General features: G+C 27.4%; 17 protein-coding genes and 1 tRNA gene. 6 read left to right on the top strand and 12 right to left on the bottom strand.

The window, feature by feature from the left end; all coding sequences use genetic code 11:
* Nucleotides 1–214: 214 nt before the first annotated feature.
* Both V3V28_RS13735 and V3V28_RS13730 read right to left on the bottom strand, forming a co-directional pair.
* Nucleotides 215–739: a KdsC family phosphatase gene (locus V3V28_RS13735; RefSeq protein WP_331365585.1), complete on the bottom strand. Its 525-nt coding sequence runs from the start codon at nt 737–739 to the stop codon at nt 215–217.
* Complete coding sequence (locus tag V3V28_RS13730) at nt 729–1,424, bottom strand: Rossmann-like and DUF2520 domain-containing protein (protein WP_331365584.1); 696 nt, start codon at nt 1,422–1,424, stop codon at nt 729–731. The genes V3V28_RS13735 and V3V28_RS13730 overlap by 11 nt, the downstream gene beginning before the upstream one ends.
* Nucleotides 1,425–1,587: 163 nt before the next feature.
* Here V3V28_RS13730 and V3V28_RS13725 point away from each other — a divergent pair, with 163 nt between their 5' ends.
* From V3V28_RS13725 to V3V28_RS13710, 4 genes are all read left to right on the top strand, one after another.
* Complete coding sequence (locus V3V28_RS13725; RefSeq protein ID WP_331365583.1) at nt 1,588–2,142, top strand: hypothetical protein; 555 nt, start codon at nt 1,588–1,590, stop codon at nt 2,140–2,142.
* Complete coding sequence (locus V3V28_RS13720; RefSeq protein ID WP_331365582.1) at nt 2,135–3,283, top strand: trans-sulfuration enzyme family protein; 1,149 nt, start codon at nt 2,135–2,137, stop codon at nt 3,281–3,283. The genes V3V28_RS13725 and V3V28_RS13720 overlap by 8 nt, the downstream gene beginning before the upstream one ends.
* A gap of 31 nt (nt 3,284–3,314) precedes the next feature.
* Nucleotides 3,315–4,031, top strand: a complete 717-nt coding sequence (gene bshB1, locus V3V28_RS13715; RefSeq protein ID WP_331365581.1) for a bacillithiol biosynthesis deacetylase BshB1 — start codon at nt 3,315–3,317, stop codon at nt 4,029–4,031.
* 54 nt (nt 4,032–4,085) lie between these two features.
* A tRNA-His gene (locus V3V28_RS13710) sits at nt 4,086–4,161 on the top strand.
* Between the two features lie 268 nt (nt 4,162–4,429).
* Here V3V28_RS13710 and V3V28_RS13705 read toward each other — a convergent pair.
* From V3V28_RS13705 to uvrA, 7 genes are all read right to left on the bottom strand, one after another.
* A complete protein-coding gene (locus V3V28_RS13705) occupies nt 4,430–4,798 on the bottom strand; it encodes a helix-turn-helix transcriptional regulator (protein WP_331365580.1) in 369 nt (122 codons plus the stop codon).
* An 864-nt stretch (nt 4,799–5,662) separates the two neighbouring features.
* Entirely contained in the window at nt 5,663–6,403 is a 741-nt protein-coding gene (locus V3V28_RS13700; RefSeq protein WP_331365579.1) for a LytR/AlgR family response regulator transcription factor, read from the bottom strand.
* A gap of 7 nt (nt 6,404–6,410) precedes the next feature.
* Nucleotides 6,411–7,250 (bottom strand): metallophosphoesterase, encoded by an 840-nt coding sequence (locus tag V3V28_RS13695; protein WP_331365578.1) that lies wholly within the window; start codon nt 7,248–7,250, stop codon nt 6,411–6,413.
* Nucleotides 7,251–7,254: 4 nt separating this feature from the next.
* The gene (locus V3V28_RS13690) at nt 7,255–9,273 is read right to left on the bottom strand and encodes a sensor histidine kinase (protein WP_331365577.1); all 2,019 of its coding nucleotides are present in this window, start codon (nt 9,271–9,273) and stop codon (nt 7,255–7,257) included.
* A 59-nt stretch (nt 9,274–9,332) separates the two neighbouring features.
* On the bottom strand, nt 9,333–10,424 hold the full coding sequence (locus tag V3V28_RS13685) for a hypothetical protein (protein ID WP_331365576.1): 1,092 nt from the start codon (nt 10,422–10,424) through the stop codon (nt 9,333–9,335).
* Between the two features lie 102 nt (nt 10,425–10,526).
* Nucleotides 10,527–11,636 (bottom strand): MauE/DoxX family redox-associated membrane protein, encoded by a 1,110-nt coding sequence (locus V3V28_RS13680; protein WP_331365575.1) that lies wholly within the window; start codon nt 11,634–11,636, stop codon nt 10,527–10,529.
* A gap of 268 nt (nt 11,637–11,904) precedes the next feature.
* Complete coding sequence (gene uvrA, locus V3V28_RS13675; protein WP_331365574.1) at nt 11,905–14,697, bottom strand: excinuclease ABC subunit UvrA; 2,793 nt, start codon at nt 14,695–14,697, stop codon at nt 11,905–11,907.
* Nucleotides 14,698–14,914: 217 nt separating this feature from the next.
* On the opposite strand from uvrA, the gene V3V28_RS13670 reads away from it, so the two are divergent.
* Complete coding sequence (locus V3V28_RS13670; protein ID WP_331365573.1) at nt 14,915–15,499, top strand: RNA polymerase sigma factor; 585 nt, start codon at nt 14,915–14,917, stop codon at nt 15,497–15,499.
* 306 nt (nt 15,500–15,805) lie between these two features.
* Here V3V28_RS13670 and V3V28_RS13665 read toward each other — a convergent pair whose 3' ends face one another.
* Nucleotides 15,806–16,459: an endonuclease III domain-containing protein gene (locus V3V28_RS13665; RefSeq protein WP_331365572.1), complete on the bottom strand. Its 654-nt coding sequence runs from the start codon at nt 16,457–16,459 to the stop codon at nt 15,806–15,808.
* 120 nt (nt 16,460–16,579) lie between these two features.
* Between V3V28_RS13665 and bcp the strand changes: the two genes are divergently transcribed.
* Nucleotides 16,580–17,032: a thioredoxin-dependent thiol peroxidase gene (gene bcp, locus V3V28_RS13660; RefSeq protein WP_331365571.1), complete on the top strand. Its 453-nt coding sequence runs from the start codon at nt 16,580–16,582 to the stop codon at nt 17,030–17,032.
* Here the strand turns inward: bcp and V3V28_RS13655 are convergent.
* Both V3V28_RS13655 and V3V28_RS13650 read right to left on the bottom strand, forming a co-directional pair.
* Complete coding sequence (locus V3V28_RS13655; RefSeq protein WP_331365570.1) at nt 17,029–17,655, bottom strand: response regulator transcription factor; 627 nt, start codon at nt 17,653–17,655, stop codon at nt 17,029–17,031. The two genes, bcp and V3V28_RS13655, sit on opposite strands and share 4 nt — an antisense overlap.
* Nucleotides 17,645–19,468: a sensor histidine kinase gene (locus tag V3V28_RS13650; RefSeq protein WP_331365569.1), complete on the bottom strand. Its 1,824-nt coding sequence runs from the start codon at nt 19,466–19,468 to the stop codon at nt 17,645–17,647. Before V3V28_RS13650 ends, V3V28_RS13655 begins: the two co-directional genes overlap by 11 nt.
* Nucleotides 19,469–19,537: the final 69 nt, after the last annotated feature.

Below are 19,537 nucleotides of genomic sequence, written 5' to 3'. Positions count from 1 at the left end.
TTAATACCTCTAAAATTTTCTCGTAATTTGCTCTAAAGCTGTTCATCTATTTAAATGTTTGAAATTCAATTAAATATACGATTCTCTTAATCAATGAACAGCTTTTTTATAATGCACAACAGGTGTTAATAGTATAAAAGTAAAAATTATATTTTTCATTTTTTGTTAGGTATTAGCTTTAAAAATAGAACTCAGCAATTTAAGAAACTTAAAACTATAAACTTGCATCAAAATTGTCATCCCATTTTTGTTGAACACGTAATACTTGTTCAATTACATCTCTTACACAGCCTTCACCACCTTTTTTGTCTGAAATATATTTAGAGACTTGCTGAATTTCTCTAACAGCATCATTAGGACAAGCTGGTAAACCAACCAATTTCATTACTGGATAATCTGGAACATCATCGCCCATATACAATACATTTTCTGGTTGTAAATTGTATTTTTCTACCAGTTCATGATATTGTTTTATTTTATCATGTGCGCCTAAATAAATGTCTTCAATTCCTAAAGCGGCCAACCTTTTTCGGACTCCTTCATTGGTTCCACCAGAGATAATACAAACTTTATATCCTTTGTTTAAAGCATTTTTCATAGCGTAACCGTCTTTAACATTCATGTGTCTTACTAGTTCGCCATCTGGCATTATAGTTAACATTCCGTTTGTAAGAACACCATCTACATCAAAAATAAAAGTATTTATTTTTGGTAATAATTGTTTAAAACTAATTTCCATTTTGGATTGATTTTGTTACCATTTTATAGATTTTCTGTTGTTCTCTATTTAGTAAATCTAAATGATTTTTTATTGTCTTTTTGTCATTTCTAATTGCTGGTCCTGTTTGAGCTTTTCTGGGTGATAATGTCTCAATTTTAGCAGCAGTTTCTTTAATTAGTGGTTGTAAAATTTCAAAAGGAACGTTGTGTTCTTCGCAAATATCATTTCCTATTTTATAGATATGATTTGTAAAATTATTTACAAACACGGCAGCAACATGTAACGCTTTTCGTTGTTCAGAATTTATAGCGTAAATTTTATTTCCTATTGAGTTAGCTAGTTTTTCTAACAATTGAAAATCTTGCTCGTTTTCTGCTTCTAAACAAAAAGGAACTTTAGAAAAATCAACTTCTTTGTTTTTAGAAAAGGTTTGCAACATATAAAAAACACCTTTGCGAGCTGTGTTTTTTAAATTTTCCATAAAAAAACTTCCAGAAGTATGAACTACCAAAGAGTTTTTTATTTTGGCTGAAACTTCAGATATGACATCATCGGAAACAGCAATAATAGTAACATCTGCTTCTGGTATGTTTTCTAATTTTCTAGAATTAATTTGTGTAGCATGAACAGTATCAACCTCTAAAAAAGCATCTACTAAATGTGTTGCAACATTTCCATTACCAATAATAACTACTGAAATCATATTAGCGAAGATATTGAAAATATTTAGAGGATTGCAAAATTGAATTTGTAAATTAGCTGATGTAGAAAAAGTTTATTCGTTGAAAAAGTTTATTTGTTTATCAATTCTATTTTTTTTGCTTTTTTCTTGTGAAAAACGGCAGATTTCTAATTTACCTTTTGAAGTGACTAAAAATCTTTCATGTAATGATTTGTATAATTCAGGATATAAGAGAACTTTTGGAATTGATGTAATTATGATAGGTAAAATAATGAATGATACAATGATTCATTATCAAATAGACATTCCGGCTAGAGATTTTAAGGAATTAGATTTTAGCTCTTTAGAAGAAAATACTCCTGTTAAAATTAAAACTGTAAAGAAAATAACTAAATATGATAAATATCTAGAAATGGAGGCTTTAGAGTTAAATGATTCAATTTATGAATTTGTTTGGGGAAGTATAAAGCAACAACAAAAAGATGTTTGTAAAGAAGGTTTAATTGGTTGGAGAAATTTAATATTAAAACTTAATGAATCAGAAATTAAGAATTATAGAAAAACAATTGACACCTTAAAATATAAAGCTTTTAATTATAAAAAACATTCCGAGAATTCATACGTAGAAGAAAGTTTCAATGTTTTAAATTTAAAACAAAAAGACACCTTTTATTGTTTAATTTACAAACAAGAAGATCAGTATTTATTTTCTTCAACAATTACTATAAAAAATGACTAAAAAACTAGGGATAAACACAATTTGTGCACATGTTGGCGAGGTAAAAGATGAACAATTTAAAGGAGCAGTTTCTCCTATTTATATGTCTACTTCTTATGCGTTTGATGGTGTAGATGTAAAACGCTATCCGCGTTATTTAAATACACCAAATCAGGAAGCTTTAGTGAAAAAAATAGCAGCTTTAGAAAAGACAGAAAACGCATTGATTTTTGGTTCTGGAATGGCAGCAATTAGCACTACGTTATTGGCTTTTTTACAAAAAGGAGATCATATTGTTTTACAGCAAACATTGTATGGTGGCACGTATAATTTTGTGGTGGAAGAGTTTGATAAATTCGGAATTGAGTATTCTTTTACAAAAAGTTTATCAATTGAAGACTTTGAAAAAGAAATTAAAAAGAATACCAAGGTTCTTTATATAGAAACACCATCTAACCCGTTGCTGACTATTACAGATATGAAAGCAGTTTCTAAATTGGCAAAAAAGAAGAACATTGTAACCATGATAGATAATACGTTTGCATCGCCAATAAATCAAACTCCAATAGATTTTGGAATTGATATTATGATTCATTCTGCTACAAAATATATGGGTGGTCACTCAGATATTTTAGCAGGAGCAGTTGCTGCTTCTAATGAACATATTGAGAAAATTTGGAGTATAGGAAAAAATTTAGGAGGAAGTTTGAGTGATTTTTCCGTTTGGATGCTAGAAAGAAGTTTAAAAACGTTGAATTTACGTGTAAAACGCCAGAATAAGAATGCGTTGAAAATGGCAAAGTATTTGGCTGTAAATCCAAATATTTATTACGTCTATTACCCTGGATTAAAAGGACATCCTAATTATAAATTGGCAAAAAAACAAATGAAAAATTTTGGTGGAATGCTATCTTTCGAATTAAAAGAAGGGATTGATGTTATGAAATTTCAAAATAATTTAAGGTTGATAAAACCTTCTATGAGTTTGGCTGGAGTTGAAAGTACTATGTTAAGTCCTACTTTAACTTCACACGCATTATTATCCGCAGAAGAAAGAGAAAAACAAGGAATAAAAGATGGTTTAATTCGTTTTTCTGTAGGTATTGAAGAAACTAAAGATTTAATTGCCGATATAGAACAAGCTTTAGCAAGTTTAAAATAACAAAGGAGTAGTAAAATAATATAAAATAATTATGAAATTAGATATTTTAGCTTTTGGTGCGCATCCAGATGATGTGGAATTAGGTTGTGGTGCAACAATAGCAAAAGAAATTTCTTTAGGAAAAAAAGTAGGAATTGTAGATTTAACACGTGGAGAGCTAGGTACAAGAGGTTCTGCGGATTTACGTGATGAAGAAGCTGCAAATGCTGCAAAAATTTTAGGAGTTTCTTTAAGGGAAAACCTACGTTTTGCTGATGGTTTTTTTATAAATGATAAGAAACATCAATTAGAAGTCATAAAAATGATTCGTAAATATAAGCCGGATGTTGTTTTGTGTAACGCAATTGATGATCGTCATATAGATCATCCAAAAGGAAGTAGTTTGGTTTCTGATGCTTGTTTTTTAAGCGGGTTGCTAAAAATTGAAACTGAAGTAGAAGGGAAGCTTCAAGAGAAGTGGAGACCAAAGTTAGTATATCATTACATACAATGGAAAAATATTGAACCTGATTTTGTTGTTGATATTACTGGGTTTATAGATAAAAAGAGAAATTCTATTTTAGCATATTCTTCACAGTTTTTTGATCCGAAAAGTAATGAACCTGAAACACCTATTACAAGTAAAAATTTTATAGAAAGTATTAATTACAGAGCAAGAGATTTAGGAAGATTGATAAATGTTGAATATGCAGAAGGTTTTACATCAGAGCGTTACGTTGCAGTTGAAAATTTATCTAAATTAATTTGATTTTTTCTTTTTCTGAATAGTAAAAAACATTTATATTTGCACCCGCAATTATATGGTGGTTGTAGCTCAGTTGGTTAGAGTGTCGGTTTGTGGTACCGAATGTCGCGGGTTCGAGTCCCGTCTTCCACCCAAAAATAAAATCCTTCTCATTTTGAGAAGGATTTTTTTGTGTTCAGAAATCATTAAAAATAAAAATTAATAAGGAGTTTATTCTTAGAATAACTGAAAAAAGTTCTTTCTTTTGGTAAAAATTAAAAAAGCCCTCTCATTTTGAGAAGGCTTTTTTATTGCTCTAATTAGGGTTAGAGTTGGAATTCTAGTTTTGAATTAACTTTTTGAAAACTTATTGCTAGGGAACAATAAGTTTTCTTTTGTTAAATTAACTGTATAGGGATTAGTTAATTAGTTTTTTTTACATACTCTTCAATACTTGATAATTTTTCAAAAATACCTATTGATATATCTTCAAATTGTTTCCTAACTATATTTTTAACATGATAATCTATAGGGGATCGATTCTCATCTAATTGTATATAGTTCTTCTTTAATTTTCCAATTCCGGTAAATAACCATACTGGATCGATTTCTTTTAAGTTGTCAATAATTCCAAGCAAGATAGTTTCATTAGGTTTTTTTGTGAAATTTAAAACTGCACTTACCAATTGTTGTGAAACTCCTATGAGTTTCGAAAACTGTTTTTGGTTTAATTCAGTATCTTTAAAAACCTTAATTATTCTTTCCGACCTTTTTTTATCTTCACTTTTCACTCTTTTTTTTTTTCTAGGGGGGATTACAAATGTATATCATTAAAACCACATATAATGATTAATTTGTAAAAATATTATTAAAATTTTATAAATACATGTGTTTTTATTTTGTAAAAACTTGAATTATTAATTTAGTTAATAATATATAAATTACTGAACTTGAGTTAGTTAATTATGTTTTAATTATAAAAATTAAAACACCTTATTTTATACTAAATAAATTACTACAAATTAGGATTATTAATCCACAAATAATGATTCATGTCTACATTTTAAAGATTTATTGAAGTTTGTAGCTTATAATAAATCATGCTAAAAACTCGATTATAGTTAATAATTTTTGAAGGAAAATTGAATTTGAACTAAAGAACTACTCTAGTTTATATCTATTTTTTTTCTTTTTTAAATGAAATTAACTATTAACTATTCTCATAAAAAGGGTTTTTAATAATTTTTTAATAGATTAATAATGCAGTTTTTTGATGAAAAAACATAAAGTATTAATGCCATATAAACTTAAATAATTATATAAAAAAATGAAATCATAAAACTATTTCTATTCTTTTAATATCAAAATTTAATGCAATAAATTGAAATGTATTTTTGTTTTTGAAAAGATATTAGAAATTTTAATTAAGGTAAATAATCATTTCGAAAACTTATTCTTTTGAAGTTAAAATTATATTTTATGATGTAGATTTTATTTATTTCAATTTTAAAACTAATTAGAAATAACAGAATTCTATCAAAATAAACAAACGGTTTTCATATAATATCATCTTTATTATAACAAAGTAAAATTAAATTTAAAGTTTAAAAAACAATTTTGATATTAAAAGAAGAGGAGTAATGATTTTTTAATATTTAAAAGTACTTTAAAACATCTGCTCTTTTTCTAACAGAAACAGGAATACTTGTAAAATCATTTAAAAGTAAATATCCACCGTCAGACTTTATGTATTCTTTAATATAATTTGTATTAATTAAATGACTTTGATGAGTTCTAATAAAACCATTGTCTTTTAATATATCTGCATAATACTTTAAAGTTTTAGAAACTAAAATTTTTGAAGTGTCTTTAAAATAAAAAGTAGTATAGTTATTGTCTGACTTACAACGTACAATGTCTACTACATTAACCACAATTATTTTATCTTGTGTATATAATGATATTTTGTTTAGAATGCTTTTTGGCTCTGTAACTGCCTGTTTTAAAATGTTTAGTTGCTCTTTTAAAGGTTCTATTTGTTTTTTTGCTTTTTCTATTGCTTTTTCTAAATCTTCATTTGAATACGGTTTTAAGATATAATCTATCGCGGCAAATTTAAATGCTCTTATAGCGTGTTCATCACTTGCGGTAACAAATATAATTTTAGATGTAAGGTTTGTTATAATTTCTAATAAGTCAAAACCAGTACCATCACCTAGCATAATGTCTAAAAACAAAATGTCTGGTTGTTTTACTTGTAATAATTTAGCAGCTTCAACAACGCTTTTTGCAGTACCAATAATTTCTATTTCTTTATGATTCAATGAAATATCTGTTACTAACATTTCTAAAGCTAAAGAATTATCTTCTACAACAATTGATGTAAGTTTACTCATTTTATATTTATTTTTCTAATTCAAAAATTGTTATTTCTGGTCTTACGTTAAACCTAACTTGATGTAAATTTCCTAACGCTCTATTAATATATAAAGTCCTTCCATTATTTAAATCGATTTTCCCTGCAGAATACATTTTATTTTTTACAGGAAGAATTGGTGGGTTTAAAAAAGGAGGTTTTACTTGTCCGCCATGTGTATGACCAGACAAAATCCAACCTTTATAATTGCACCAAACATCTAGATCACAAACATCCGGATTGTGGCATAAAACAAGATTTGCTTCACTTTCATTAACTTTAGTCATTATTTCTTTAGGATTAAAATTTAATCCCCAAAAATCATCTAAACCAATAATATTCAATCCTTCAATATCAATTTGATTGTTGCTTAAAACTGTAACTCCATAATTTTCTAAAATAGTAGTAATCTCATCTGCTACATTTTGTTCTTGCCAGTTTTTTCCATAATCATGATTTCCTAAAATGCCAACAGTTCCTAATTTCCCTTTAACAGCAAACTGCATTACTTCTTTTAATTGCTTTAGCTGTTCTTTGTTTTCATAAGAAACATAATCACCTGTGTAAACTACAAAATCTGGATTTAGAAGTTTTGCTTTTTCAAAAGAATCAATTATAAACTGATAATCAAAACGATTACCAACATGAATGTCACTAATTTGCATAATTGTTTTACCAATTAAGTTTTTAGGTAAGTTTTTTATTGGCATTTTTAAACTTACAAATTCTAACCAAAAAGGTTCTATTTGCCAAGAATAAACTCCTGTTAACAAACCAATTCCTGCAGAACCTAAAAGAGTGTTTTTTATAAATTCTCTTCTCTTCATAATTTTAATAATCTGTTTTTAAAGGAATTTTAAATTCAACTTTTGTTCCTAAAATATTGTTGTCTTCTTTAATTTCTATGATGGAAAAAGAATTGTTTTTTGATAAGTTTTGAATCCTTTCTTTAGTAACTTTTAAAGCGACAGATTTATGTTTTGTATTAATTTTTTGTTTTTTAGATTGATGAAGTCCAATGCCATTATCAATAATAGAACATTGTAAGAATTGGTGTTTTACTTCAAAATTAATTTCTATTTTTCCTTTCTTTAAAGTAGGAGTAAAGCCATGCTTAATACTATTTTCTATAAAAGGTTGTAGCAACATAGGTGGAATTAAAATTTCTTCTGAATCTATATTATTTAGGTTTGTTTCAATAGTGTATTCAAAAATTTTTGAACTCATTTTTTTTTCTAAATCTAAATAGTTTTTTAAAGTTTCAATTTCATCTTTTAAGCTAATTTCCTCTAAACGAGAATTATTTAAAACACTTCTTAAAAGTATAGAGAATTGAGAAATTGTTTTGTTCAATTCTTTTGTATTACCAGTATTTCCTAATGCCTTTATCCCGTTTAAAACATTAAAAATAAAATGAGGATTCATTTGTAATTGCAATGCTCTTTGTTTTAGATTAAGTAAGTGATTTTCTAATTTAAGATTATTTACTTTTTGTTGATTTTTCTTTTTTAACTTATTAATATTTAGATCAATAAGAAGTGCTAAAACGAAAAATAAAATGGCAAAACATAAAATAATAAACCATATTTTTTTATAAAAAGGTGCATCAATTAAAAAAGAGATTTTTTTGGGATCACTTATTTTTTTTCCTTTTTTAGATTGTAATATAAAAGTATAATTACCAGCATTTAAATTGGCAAATTCAATACTGTTTTTTGTGCTCCAAGGGGAAAAATTACCTACTAATTTATATCTGTATTTTATAAGTTTTGGTTGTTGTAAATCAACTGTTTTATAAGTAAAGGAAATATTATTTTCTGTTGATTTTAAATTTAGTTTTTTAGTGTTTAGTGAATCTACATTTAAATAATTAACTGTAATATTTTCTATATAAATTTCTGGTTTAAATCTTTGTGAATTACTAGTTTCAGTATTTCTGTATTTATATAAACCTTTGTTTTTAGAGGCAATCCAAATAGTATTTTGGTTGTCTTTAAAAACGGTGTTTAACAGATTTGATATATCAGAATTGTATTTGTTTATTCGTTGTTTAAAAGATAAATCATCACTATTAAAAATTGCAATTCCATTATTACTTGTAGTTACCCACAATTCGTTGTTTATCTTTTTTATGGAAGTTATTTCCCCATCAACATTAATCGATTTTGTTGTCTTACTTTGTTTAATAACTTTAAGTTCGTTATTAGAAGTTGTGGCAATTAGTTTATCATTATTCAATAAAAAAAAATGTATAATATCTTCAGATAACTTACTTACTTTTTTTGGATTAGATATTTTGTCAATATTCCATAAACCTTTATTTGTAGCAATATAAATTTCATTTTTAAAAACGATAATATCATTAATAATAGCAAAATCAATTTTTGTGTTTATTTGAAGCGGTTGCAGGTAATCTTCCTTTAATTGGTAGATACCTTCTGTAGTTGCTAATATAATTTTGCTATTAATTTCTACAATTTTTAAAATTTTCTCTTTTCCCAAAAAAATAAATTTATCACTTTCTTTTTTGAATAAACCATTGGTGTGAGCAATTAGAAACAAGTCGTTTTTTACAAATACCGTATTTGCTTTAGATTGACTATGGTTTTTATAATGTGAGAATTTATTGCCATCAAAATTCACCAAACCTTTGTTTGTTGCTAACCATAAATAGCCAATATTATCTTGAGTAATATCATTTATGATTAAGCTTGGTAAGCCGTCTTTAATAGAAAAGTTTTGTAATTCATTTTGTTGAGACTTAACATCAACAGAAATAAATACAAACAATAATGTTAAGATTTTAATTGTTTTTCTCATTTGAAACAAACTTACTAATTTAAACGTCATTACACCATTTTTAATGCTGTGTAATGACGTTTATCAACCTACAATTTCCATTCCATTTTCTATTTCATTGCATACAAACGTTTATTGTTTGTATCTGGCTCTATGTGCTTTAATTCTCCATAAGGTTTAATTAATGGCTTCAATACACACAATGCTGTAGTTCTTCCTCTAATTACTAATTTACTACCTTTTATTGATGAATTCCATCTAAATTTTTCTAATGGAAGGTTGTATTTAGCCAATTCAATTGTCAATTCTTCCTGTTGTTCAATCCAATCCATAATTTCTTCTTGGTTAATGAAAGTAGGTAGTTCATCATCTGAATTATGATAATCAAATTCCCATTGAACCGGAATACTAAATTGAGTTGTATAAGCATCGCCAACAAACCTTTCTTCTTCATTATTCAATGAATCAAACCAATCTATATCTTTTTCTTCTGGATATTTTCTAGCAATTTCTTTTGATAAATCTGTAATACCTGGTGAATTTGCAGTTGGATAAAAGACATAATGCGGTTGTGCTAAATAATGACTTGCAAATTTACCGCCGAATATTGTGAAATAAGGTGATGCAATTACTTTTGGTAATTCTTCTGCAGAAAAAGCATCTTTTAGTGTTTTTATTAATGCTTTGTTTTCGATTAAACCAGATGCATGAAATATAATTTTAGAATTATTATTTACTACATTTTTTAAAGTAGGTAAAGTACCTTGAGTAATATTTTTTCGTAATGTTTCTGCAGTAATCTTCTCTCCATTTATAATTCCTTCTAAATTCATGCCTTTATATGGATTGCTTTGGTTTACAATATGAATTTCGCTGTAAGGATTTTGATTTCCATTTTTATTCAACCAAACAATTATCTCTTCTAAAGAATATTGATCATCAATAACTTTAAATCCTTTTTCGTTAAAATAGATTCTTGCATCAGAGTAAAAAGTTTCTGTTCCTTTATCATAACCAGCAATAAAAACAATTGGTTTTTGATAGGTTACTTCTTTAATGTCTATTGGAATTGAAGTTGTGTTTTCTGCAATTATTGTAGTTTCAGTTTCATTTTTAACAGCTTCTGAATCGCAACTGATAAAAACTGATGTTGCTAAAAATACTGTTGATACAAATACTGATTTTTTTAAGAATGTTCTCATGGTTTCTAATTTTAAGTGTTAATACACTGTAAAAGTAGTAGAGAACTGAAGTTAAATTCTAGCAGTATTAGAATTCGATAGTAGTTAATTAGAATTCGTAGTTTATTTTTTAATTTGATTATAATCTACCAATTCAATTAAGCCTTTTTCATTAGGGTTATCTGCAAAAGAGCGTAAATACACATCCATAAACTGTATAATTCTTTCTTCTGGATAAAACAGTACTTTGTTTTCATGATGCGCCCATTCGTTCATTTTTAAATAGGCTTTACTGTTTTTAAAACGGTAAAAATTCTGAATATCTTCGGGTAGTTTTTCTTCTAATTCTTCATTAATAAAAACATTGTAATAGTGTAAATCTGCTGTAAAAAAGTGAAAAGATAATAAGTTATCGTAAAAACCAGTTAGGTTATTTGCTAATGGTAACACCATAGTAAAAACCAATATTACTAACTTCTGTTTGTTGAAAAATTGAATAAAAAAATCAAGTACATTGGTAGTTTTTAGTGTCCAGAAAATAATGACAACACTTAACATATTCTGAATATTCCATGGTACCACATTGTAACCGTAACCTAAATAGAATAAAAGGAACGTAATAATTCCGTGCATTGATAAAATGAATAGTATTGCTATTTTTCTTGTTTTATTAAACAATAATAAAACACCCATAGTAGCTTCTAGCCAAGGAACTGCATAGGTAAATGCGACTAAAAACCATTGTGGTAAAAAACTAAAATGTTTGTTTAAAGCGCTTAGCCACTGTATATAAAAAGCTTCATTTAATTTTTGAATTCCGCTCCAAAAATAAGTAGCAAAAAAGATTAGAATTATAGCGTATAAAATTTTTCTGTAATCTGTTTTTCTTGGGAATATTTCTATTGCTAAAATGGTTAAAAAACTTTGATAGAAGTAGGGTTGAAGTCTATTTTGATCTACAAAAGCTAAATATAGATAGAGTAAAATAACAAGCCAACCTTGCCATCTTTTATTCTGAAAGATGTATAAAACTTGAGATAAAAAGAAAAACCCTGCTAAAATATAATCGAAAGGATCTGTAGGTATTGGTAGCCAATCAAACAACGGAATTACTGGAAATACTTTTGTAGTAATCCATAGTTTTGGAGCATACAACATTAAAACAAGTACAGGAATAATTGCTATTATTCTTACCCAGTTTACTTTTTGTTTGTCTGTTAGGTTTGTGAGCATTGTTGAATATCTATATTTTATTTTCTAACGATTATCATTTCAAAGTGAGCTTTTTCAGCGATTGAGAAATCTTATTTAATTTTGAGATTTCTTGACTTCACTACGTTTCACTAGAAATGACAAATTAATAATAATTTTACGCTTTACTACTTTATTTTAATTCCTCAATTAGTTTGCAAACAAGTTTAGCCCAGATTAAAATGACATCCTTTTTTCTTTTTCAGAAAAAAGATATAATGGAAAGCTGGAAATAGCTTCAAAAAAAAATCTAAAACACCAATTTCTCCGCCAAATACTTTGCAGTATATGACTCTTTATTTCTAGCCAAGTCTTCAGGAAGTCCTTGAAAAATAAGGTTTCCGCCATTTTTACCACCATCTAAACCTAAATCTACAATATAATCTGCACATTTAATGAGTTCTATATTATGCTCTATTACAATAATAGAATGCCCTTTATCAATTAATGCATTAAAAGATGCTAATAATTTTTTAATATCATGAAAATGTAAACCTGTTGTTGGTTCATCAAAAATAAATAAGGCTTTGTCTTTGGTATTTCCTTTTACTAAAAAGGACGCTAATTTAATACGTTGTGCTTCTCCACCAGAAAGAGTAGAAGATGATTGTCCTAATTTTACATACCCCAAACCAACATCTTGTAAAGGTTTTAATTTATTTGCAATTTTTGTAACTAAATTTTCGGAGAAAAACGCTACAGCATCGTCAATTGTTAGGTTTAAAATATCATCAATCGATTTTCCATCAAATCGTACTTCTAAAACTTCTTTTTTGAAGCGTTTTCCATTACAAACATCACATTCTAAATGCACATCTGCCATAAATTGCATTTCGATAGTAACTTCACCTTCACCTTTACAAACCTCACAACGACCACCTTCAACATTAAAAGAAAAATGTTTGGGTTTGTAGTTTCTTATTTTTGATAATTTCTGATTCGAAAACAACGCACGAATATCATCATAGGCTTTAATATAGGTTACAGGATTTGAACGAGAAGAACGCCCAATAGGATTCTGATCTATAAATTCTACATGTTTTAAAGTATCAAAATCCCCTTTAACTTCTGTATGTTGTCCGATTTTATCACCATAACCAACTAGCTTTTTCTGCATTGTTGGGTATAAAATGCTTTTTACCAACGTACTTTTACCAGAACCAGAAACTCCAGTAATTACAGATAGACAATTCAACGGAAAAGTAACATCTATATTTTGTAAATTATGTTCTCTTGCACCAATAATTTGAATGTTGTTTTTTGAAGTTCTACGTTTTGTAGGAACTTCAATTTTTAAATCTTCGTTTAAATATTTTGCAGTTAATGAGTCTGATTTTAAGATTTCATCAAAATTTCCTTCTGCAACAACATGCCCACCAAAAGTACCAGCTTCAGGACCAATATCAATAATATAATCAGCTTCTCTCATGATGTCTTCATCGTGTTCCACAACAACAACTGTGTTTCCTAAATCACGTAAGTCTTTTAAAACACCAATTAATCTTTCAGTATCTTTTGGGTGTAAACCAATACTCGGTTCATCTAAAATATACATAGACCCAACGAGAGAACTACCCAAGGATGTTGCCAGATTTATACGTTGACTTTCTCCTCCAGAAAGTGTGTTAGAAGTTCTGTTGATAGTTAAATAAGATAATCCAACATCAGTTAAAAACTGCAAACGATTATTGATTTCAGTCATCAAACGTTTTCCAATTTTTTCTTCGTATTTATCTAGTTTTATATTTTTGAAAAAGACAGCCAATTCATCTAGAGGAAGTGTAACTAATTCTGAAATTGTAGTCTCATTTATTTTTACAAAATTAGTTTCGTGTCGTAAACGTTTTCCATTACAAGAAGTACATTTTGTTTTTCCTCGATAACGAGAAAGCATAACTCTATTCTGTATTTTATAACTTTTTTCTTCTAATACAGTAAAGAAATGATGAATTCCGTGGAAGCTTTTGTTTCCATCCCAAACTAATTTTTTTTGTTCTTCGGATAATTCAAACCAAGGTTTATGAATAGGAATATCAAATTGATACGCTACAGAAATTAAATCTTCTTTATAATGAATATATGAAGGTGTTTTAAATGGGGAAATACAATCTTCCATTATTGATAATCCTGTATTTGGTATCACTAAATCTTCATCTATACCAATTACATTTCCATAACCTTCACAAGTTGCGCAAGCTCCATAAGGATTGTTAAAACTGAATAAGTGTGTGTTGGGTTCTAGAAAAGACATTCCGTCTAAATCGAACTTGTTGCTAAATTCGACAACTTTATTATTGGCTAAATTTTCTACAAAACAAATTCCTTTTCCTTCAAAGAAAGCTGTTTGAATTGCATCTGCCAATCTATTGTAAAAATCCTCATTATCTTTTGTAATAATTCTATCAACTACTAAAAGTAATGCTTCATTTTTAAATTTATCTTGCGGAAAATCAGAAATTCTATATACTTTATCATTCCATTTTAAACGCGCATAACCTTGTTGTTCTAAAACCTGCAAAACAGTTTTTAAATCTCTGTTTTCATCAATAATAATTGGTGCAAGCAGTAAGAGTTTCGTTTTATCTTCAAATTTTTTTACAAAATTTACAACATCAGAAACGGTATCTTTTTTTACTTCTTTACCGGAAATAGGAGAGAAGGTTCTACCAATTCTGGCATATAATAATTTTATATAATCGTAAATTTCTGTTGATGTACCTACTGTAGAGCGCGGATTGGTAGAGTTTACTTTTTGTTCAATAGCAATTGCAGGCGCAATACCTTTTATATAATCTACTTTGGGTTTGTGTAATTTACCTAAAAACTGACGCGCATAAGAGCTCAAACTTTCTACATAACGTCTTTGACCTTCAGCATACAAAGTATCAAATGCTAAAGAAGATTTTCCAGAACCAGAAAGACCAGTAATGACTACTAGTTTATTTCTAGGTATTACAACATCTATATTCTTTAAATTATGAAGTCTAGCTCCTTTAATTATGATGTTTTCTTTAGGATTTATAGTAGATAAGTCAGCTTTCATTAATAATAAATATAAGGGATAAAAATACCACTTTTTTCATCGAATTTAGAAGGAATAAAAAAGGAATTTGTTAAAATATTTGTTGAATTCAAAAATAATAAGCATATTTGTCTTTCATAAACCACACAAAATTAGACGCATATAGATTAAAATTACTTTTAAATTATTAACAAATAATAGACAGACAAGCCTTCTAGCTTTTCTAAAAGTAATTATGATGCGTAAAAAAATAACTCCAGATAGTGAACTAGTTAGTCGTTATATTAAAGGAAACGAAGCCTCTTTAGGTATTCTAATAAATAAACATCAACAACGTTTATTTAGTTTTATATATAGTAAGGTTAAAGATAAAGACATTACAGAAGATATTTTTCAAGATACTTTTATTAAGGTAATTAGAACACTTAAAAAAGGTAATTATAACGAAGAAGGTAAATTTTTGCCTTGGGTTATGCGAATTTCTCATAATTTGGTAATTGATCATTTTAGAAAATCTAATAGAATGCCAACTTTTAGAAATACAGACGAGTTCGATATTTTTTCTGTTTTGGGTGATGGAAGTTTAAATGCCGAAAAACAAATTATACAAGAACAGATTTATAATGATGTTAGAGATCTTGTAAAAGAGTTGCCAGAAGAACAAAAAGAAGTTTTAGTAATGCGTATGTATAAAGACATGAGTTTTAAAGAAATTAGCGAAAACACTGGTGTTAGCATTAATACTGCATTAGGCAGAATGCGCTATGCACTTATAAATATGCGTAAATTAATAGAAAAACATAATATTATTTTAGTGAATTAACAATAAAAGTAAAATAGTGTCGTTAGTTGTTTATAACCAGTATATTAAATTAACTATATGATGCAAATTTACTCTAAAAAGTCTTCTGATTTTCAGATGCAACCTAAACATGAAACAGTTCAATTTTTGATTAATTTTTCCAAATCGCTAACTTTTGTAAAAACCAAATCAAATGATTCCATTGAATTGAATTTGAATTAAGAGTGGAAAAAGCTTCAACATATGTTGAGGCTTTTTTTAATAGCCAATTATAATATTCCTAAAAGGAAGGAGCTCCATTTTTTTTAAGTTTCTTCCGTGAAAATTTTATTTTTTCTTGTAATATTCTTCTAAAACAGATTTTCTACCAATTGTACTTGTAATAATATCTTTATCTAAGTCCCAACCTCTAGCTGGCGAATACTCTCTACCATACCAAATAATTTGTAAATGTAAATCGTTCCATAATTCTCTTGGAAACAGACGTTTTGCATCTTTTTCGGTTTGAGTTACATTTTTACCATTTGTTAAATTCCATCGAAACATTAATCGGTGAATATGTGTGTCTACAGGAAAAGCAGGAACTCCAAATGCCTGACTCATAACAACACTCGCAGTTTTATGGCCAACTGCAGGTAATTCCTCTAAACCTTCAAAACTTTGCGGAACTTCACCATTATATTTGTCAATCAAAATTTTTGACAAACCGTAAATTCCTTTGCTTTTCATTGGCGATAATCCACAAGGTCTAATAATTGCCTTAATTTCTTCTATAGACATTTTAACCATATCATAAGGATTATCCGCTTTAGCGAACAATAAAGGGGTAATTTTATTAACTCTTACATCTGTACATTGTGCAGATAATAAAACAGCAATTAACAAAGTATAAGAATCTTTATGATCTAGAGGAATTGGTATTTCTGGATATTTCTCTTCAAGTGTATCAATTACAAACTGTACTTTTTCTTGTTTATTCATTTTTCAATTTTGATAATAACAAAGATACAATGTTGCAAAGTAATTTTTAAAGTAAGTTTTAGGGTTTCATTTTAAGACTTTGTAACTTGCCTACTTTGTAACTTTGAAATTTAATAAGAAATGACATCACTAAAAATAGGCGGTAATGCTCCACAATTTGAAGCAAAGGATAATGCAGGAAACACAACTAAATTAACAGATTATTTAGGTAAAAAACTAGTATTATTCTTTTACCCAAAAGCAAGTACACCAGGTTGTACTAATGAAGCGTGTGATTTAAGAGATAATTATCAATCTTTTTTAGCAAAAGGGTATGACGTTTTAGGAGTTAGTGCAGATTCAGCAAAAAGACAGCAAAATTGGATTAACAAATATGAACTACCTTTTCCGCTTTTAGCAGATGAAGACAAAACAGTTATCGAAGCTTTTAATGTTTGGGGGCCAAAGAAGTTTATGGGTAAAGAATATGATGGAATTCACAGAACTACCTTTGTAATTGATGAAAAAGGAATTATAGAAGATATTATTCTAAAAGTAAAAACAAAAGCACACACTGCTCAAATTTTAGGTTAAGCAACAATTAAACCTTTTTGAATTCCAAATTTTATTAATTCCGGAGTACTTTTAGTGTGTGTAATTTCAAATAATTCTCTTTTATGAGATTTTAAGGAACTTTCTGTAATATTTAATATTGCGGAAAGTTCTTTTTCATTTTTATCAGAATGAATATATAAAGCTTGTAGAATATCTAGTTTACGTTTTGTGAATGTATAATTATCAATATTTATCTTGGAGGAAGTTTTACTGTTTTTTACAGTTGCATCAAAAAAACAATTTAGAATTATTTCTTTAAAATTTCCTAAATCCCCATCTTTTCCAACAAAAAAATAAACACCATTATTAAAGGCTTTTTCTTTTATGAAATTATTATTCATAGTTGTTAGTGCAATAATTTTAAAATCTTGATTTGCTTTTTTTATTTCAGAAATAAAATCTAAAGAACTTTCTCCATTAAAATTTACATCTAGAATTAAAACATCTAAACCGTGAAGGTTTGTAAATTTAATGAGTTCTTTTAATGTTGTAAAAGTGCTAATTACATTCAGTTCTTGGTGAATATTTAAGCTGTCTTTTAATGCATCACAAAAAAAACGATTATCGTCTGCAATAACAATTCTTATAGGGTTAATGTTCATTTACCGGGACTTCAATTTTAAATAATGTTCCTTCTTTATTTGAAATAATTTCTAAAGATCCATTTATTTGTTCAACTCTATCTTTTACACTATTTAAACCAAAACCTGTTTTTGATATTTTATCTTGTTTAAAACCAATACCATTATCAGAGACTTGAAGAAAAACAAATTCTTCAGTCTTTTGTTTCATTAAAATAGTAATTTCTGTTGCTTCAGAATATTTAATAGCATTTGTGGTTAATTCAGAAATTATTCTGTAAAGATGCACGCATTTTTCTTGCTGTAAATCAATATCATCAATATTAAATGCATAGTTAATTTTTTGACTAGTAAGTTCATCTAATTTCTCACAAAATTCAATTAAACTGGTTGTAAAGTTTGCTGAATTAATTTTTGGAGCATATAAGCTATTCAATAAATAACGGTAATCTTTATAAAAAGCATCTAAAATTTCTTGCACTTTTTCTGGTGTATTCTCTGTTTTTTGTAACAAACGTAATTTTAACGCTTCTAAATAACCTCCAAAAGTATCGTGTACATTATTTACTAATTTGTTACGTTCTTGTTGTTGAACTTCTAATGTTTTACTTTGAAAGTTATATTTTAACTCGTCACTTACTTTCTTTAATTTAAAATATTTTATTTGTGTATCTATCACAGAGTCAAATATATATCTTGTAAATAATAGAATTTCTAAAGATAAAGTAAGATAGTAAATATTTGGCCCACTAAATTTAATGCCTAAACTATTATTAACACTTGGATTCATTATTTGCCCAATGATAACTGAAAGAATTGGTAAAATAAATGCTACAACTAAATAAATAGGTAGCTGTTTTTTTATGGTTAAATACAAGTGATTTAACACCCATGTAAATATAATTATTTTTAAAACTGTCCAAACTACCAGATATAAGTTAACGAATCCTCCAAAGAAGTATTTGTAAACATATAATAATAAGATAGGAATTGTTAAGAATGTTCCCCATTTAAAAATTCCTTTAGCAAATATTTGAGAAGTTTTTAATTTGTAGAATTTCATATAAAAAAAACCAATACAAAATACGCCAACAGTTTGGCTAAAACTTCTAATGTTATTAGTAAAAAAAGAGCTGTCTGACCAAAAATATTGAACACCTAAACCTTTACCTGCAAGAAATTCAAACAAAACAGTAATAATATAAAGGGCATAAAACAAAACAGTGTACTCTTTTTTAAGAACTGCAAAAAAGACTAAAACCAAAGTCATTGAAATAAGAAAAGCAATAAACAAACCAAAATAGAAATATTCTGTTTCTATACGTTTTAGAAACTCGTTTTCTGATTCTAAATAAAGTGCCATTCTTGTTCTGCCACTACTGTTTTTAACTTTTAAAAAGACATCTGTTTGTAATATTGAGTCAACTGGTATTTTCCAAACAGGATTTCTATAAAAAATGTTTTTGTGGGGAAAATGTTTATTGTTTGAAACTCTGTAGAGTGAATCTATCTTATTTCCTTTCTTTAAATAAATTTTTCCGTAAGGTAAATAGGCATTTGAAATAGTTAAGTATTTGTTTTCAATCTTTTTTTTTGAAGGCTTTAAGGCGAAATGATTCCATAGAACCTGAGTTCCTAGTTTTTTGTAAATTTTTTGATTTTCCTCCTTGTAAAACTTATCTTCTTTGTATTTGTTTAGAATATCAAAAATTGTCTGCTGATCTTTAGCTTCAGAATAAAAATTTTTTAATTCTTTATAAATAGATATTGAGTCTTCTTGTGAAAAAAACAGCGTAGAATAAAAAAGTAGAAGTATTAATAGTTTAAATTTCACTTTGGGGTATATGTTATAAAAGACCCTACTAAAGTATGGTTTTTTTTAAGTTAGACAAATTAAATTTGA

The sequence above is a fragment of the Polaribacter sp. genome (assembly GCF_036480315.1).
Classification (GTDB): domain Bacteria; phylum Bacteroidota; class Bacteroidia; order Flavobacteriales; family Flavobacteriaceae; genus Polaribacter.
This window is presented reverse-complemented; position numbering and strand designations above follow the sequence as displayed.

Coding starts and splice junctions, on each gene's coding strand:
- uvrA (WP_331365574.1), bottom strand. CDS start 14,697: ATGAAAGCTGACTTATCTACTATAAATCCTAAAGAAAACATCATAATT.
- V3V28_RS13685 (WP_331365576.1), bottom strand. CDS start 10,424: ATGAGAACATTCTTAAAAAAATCAGTATTTGTATCAACAGTATTTTTA.
- V3V28_RS13735 (WP_331365585.1), bottom strand. CDS start 739: ATGGAAATTAGTTTTAAACAATTATTACCAAAAATAAATACTTTTATT.
- V3V28_RS13695 (WP_331365578.1), bottom strand. CDS start 7,250: ATGAAGAGAAGAGAATTTATAAAAAACACTCTTTTAGGTTCTGCAGGA.
- V3V28_RS13665 (WP_331365572.1), bottom strand. CDS start 16,459: ATGAATAAACAAGAAAAAGTACAGTTTGTAATTGATACACTTGAAGAG.
- bcp (WP_331365571.1), top strand. CDS start 16,580: ATGACATCACTAAAAATAGGCGGTAATGCTCCACAATTTGAAGCAAAG.
- V3V28_RS13720 (WP_331365582.1), top strand. CDS start 2,135: ATGACTAAAAAACTAGGGATAAACACAATTTGTGCACATGTTGGCGAG.
- V3V28_RS13655 (WP_331365570.1), bottom strand. CDS start 17,655: ATGAACATTAACCCTATAAGAATTGTTATTGCAGACGATAATCGTTTT.
- V3V28_RS13700 (WP_331365579.1), bottom strand. CDS start 6,403: ATGAGTAAACTTACATCAATTGTTGTAGAAGATAATTCTTTAGCTTTA.
- V3V28_RS13670 (WP_331365573.1), top strand. CDS start 14,915: ATGCGTAAAAAAATAACTCCAGATAGTGAACTAGTTAGTCGTTATATT.
- bshB1 (WP_331365581.1), top strand. CDS start 3,315: ATGAAATTAGATATTTTAGCTTTTGGTGCGCATCCAGATGATGTGGAA.
- V3V28_RS13690 (WP_331365577.1), bottom strand. CDS start 9,273: ATGACGTTTAAATTAGTAAGTTTGTTTCAAATGAGAAAAACAATTAAA.
- V3V28_RS13680 (WP_331365575.1), bottom strand. CDS start 11,636: ATGCTCACAAACCTAACAGACAAACAAAAAGTAAACTGGGTAAGAATA.
- V3V28_RS13730 (WP_331365584.1), bottom strand. CDS start 1,424: ATGATTTCAGTAGTTATTATTGGTAATGGAAATGTTGCAACACATTTA.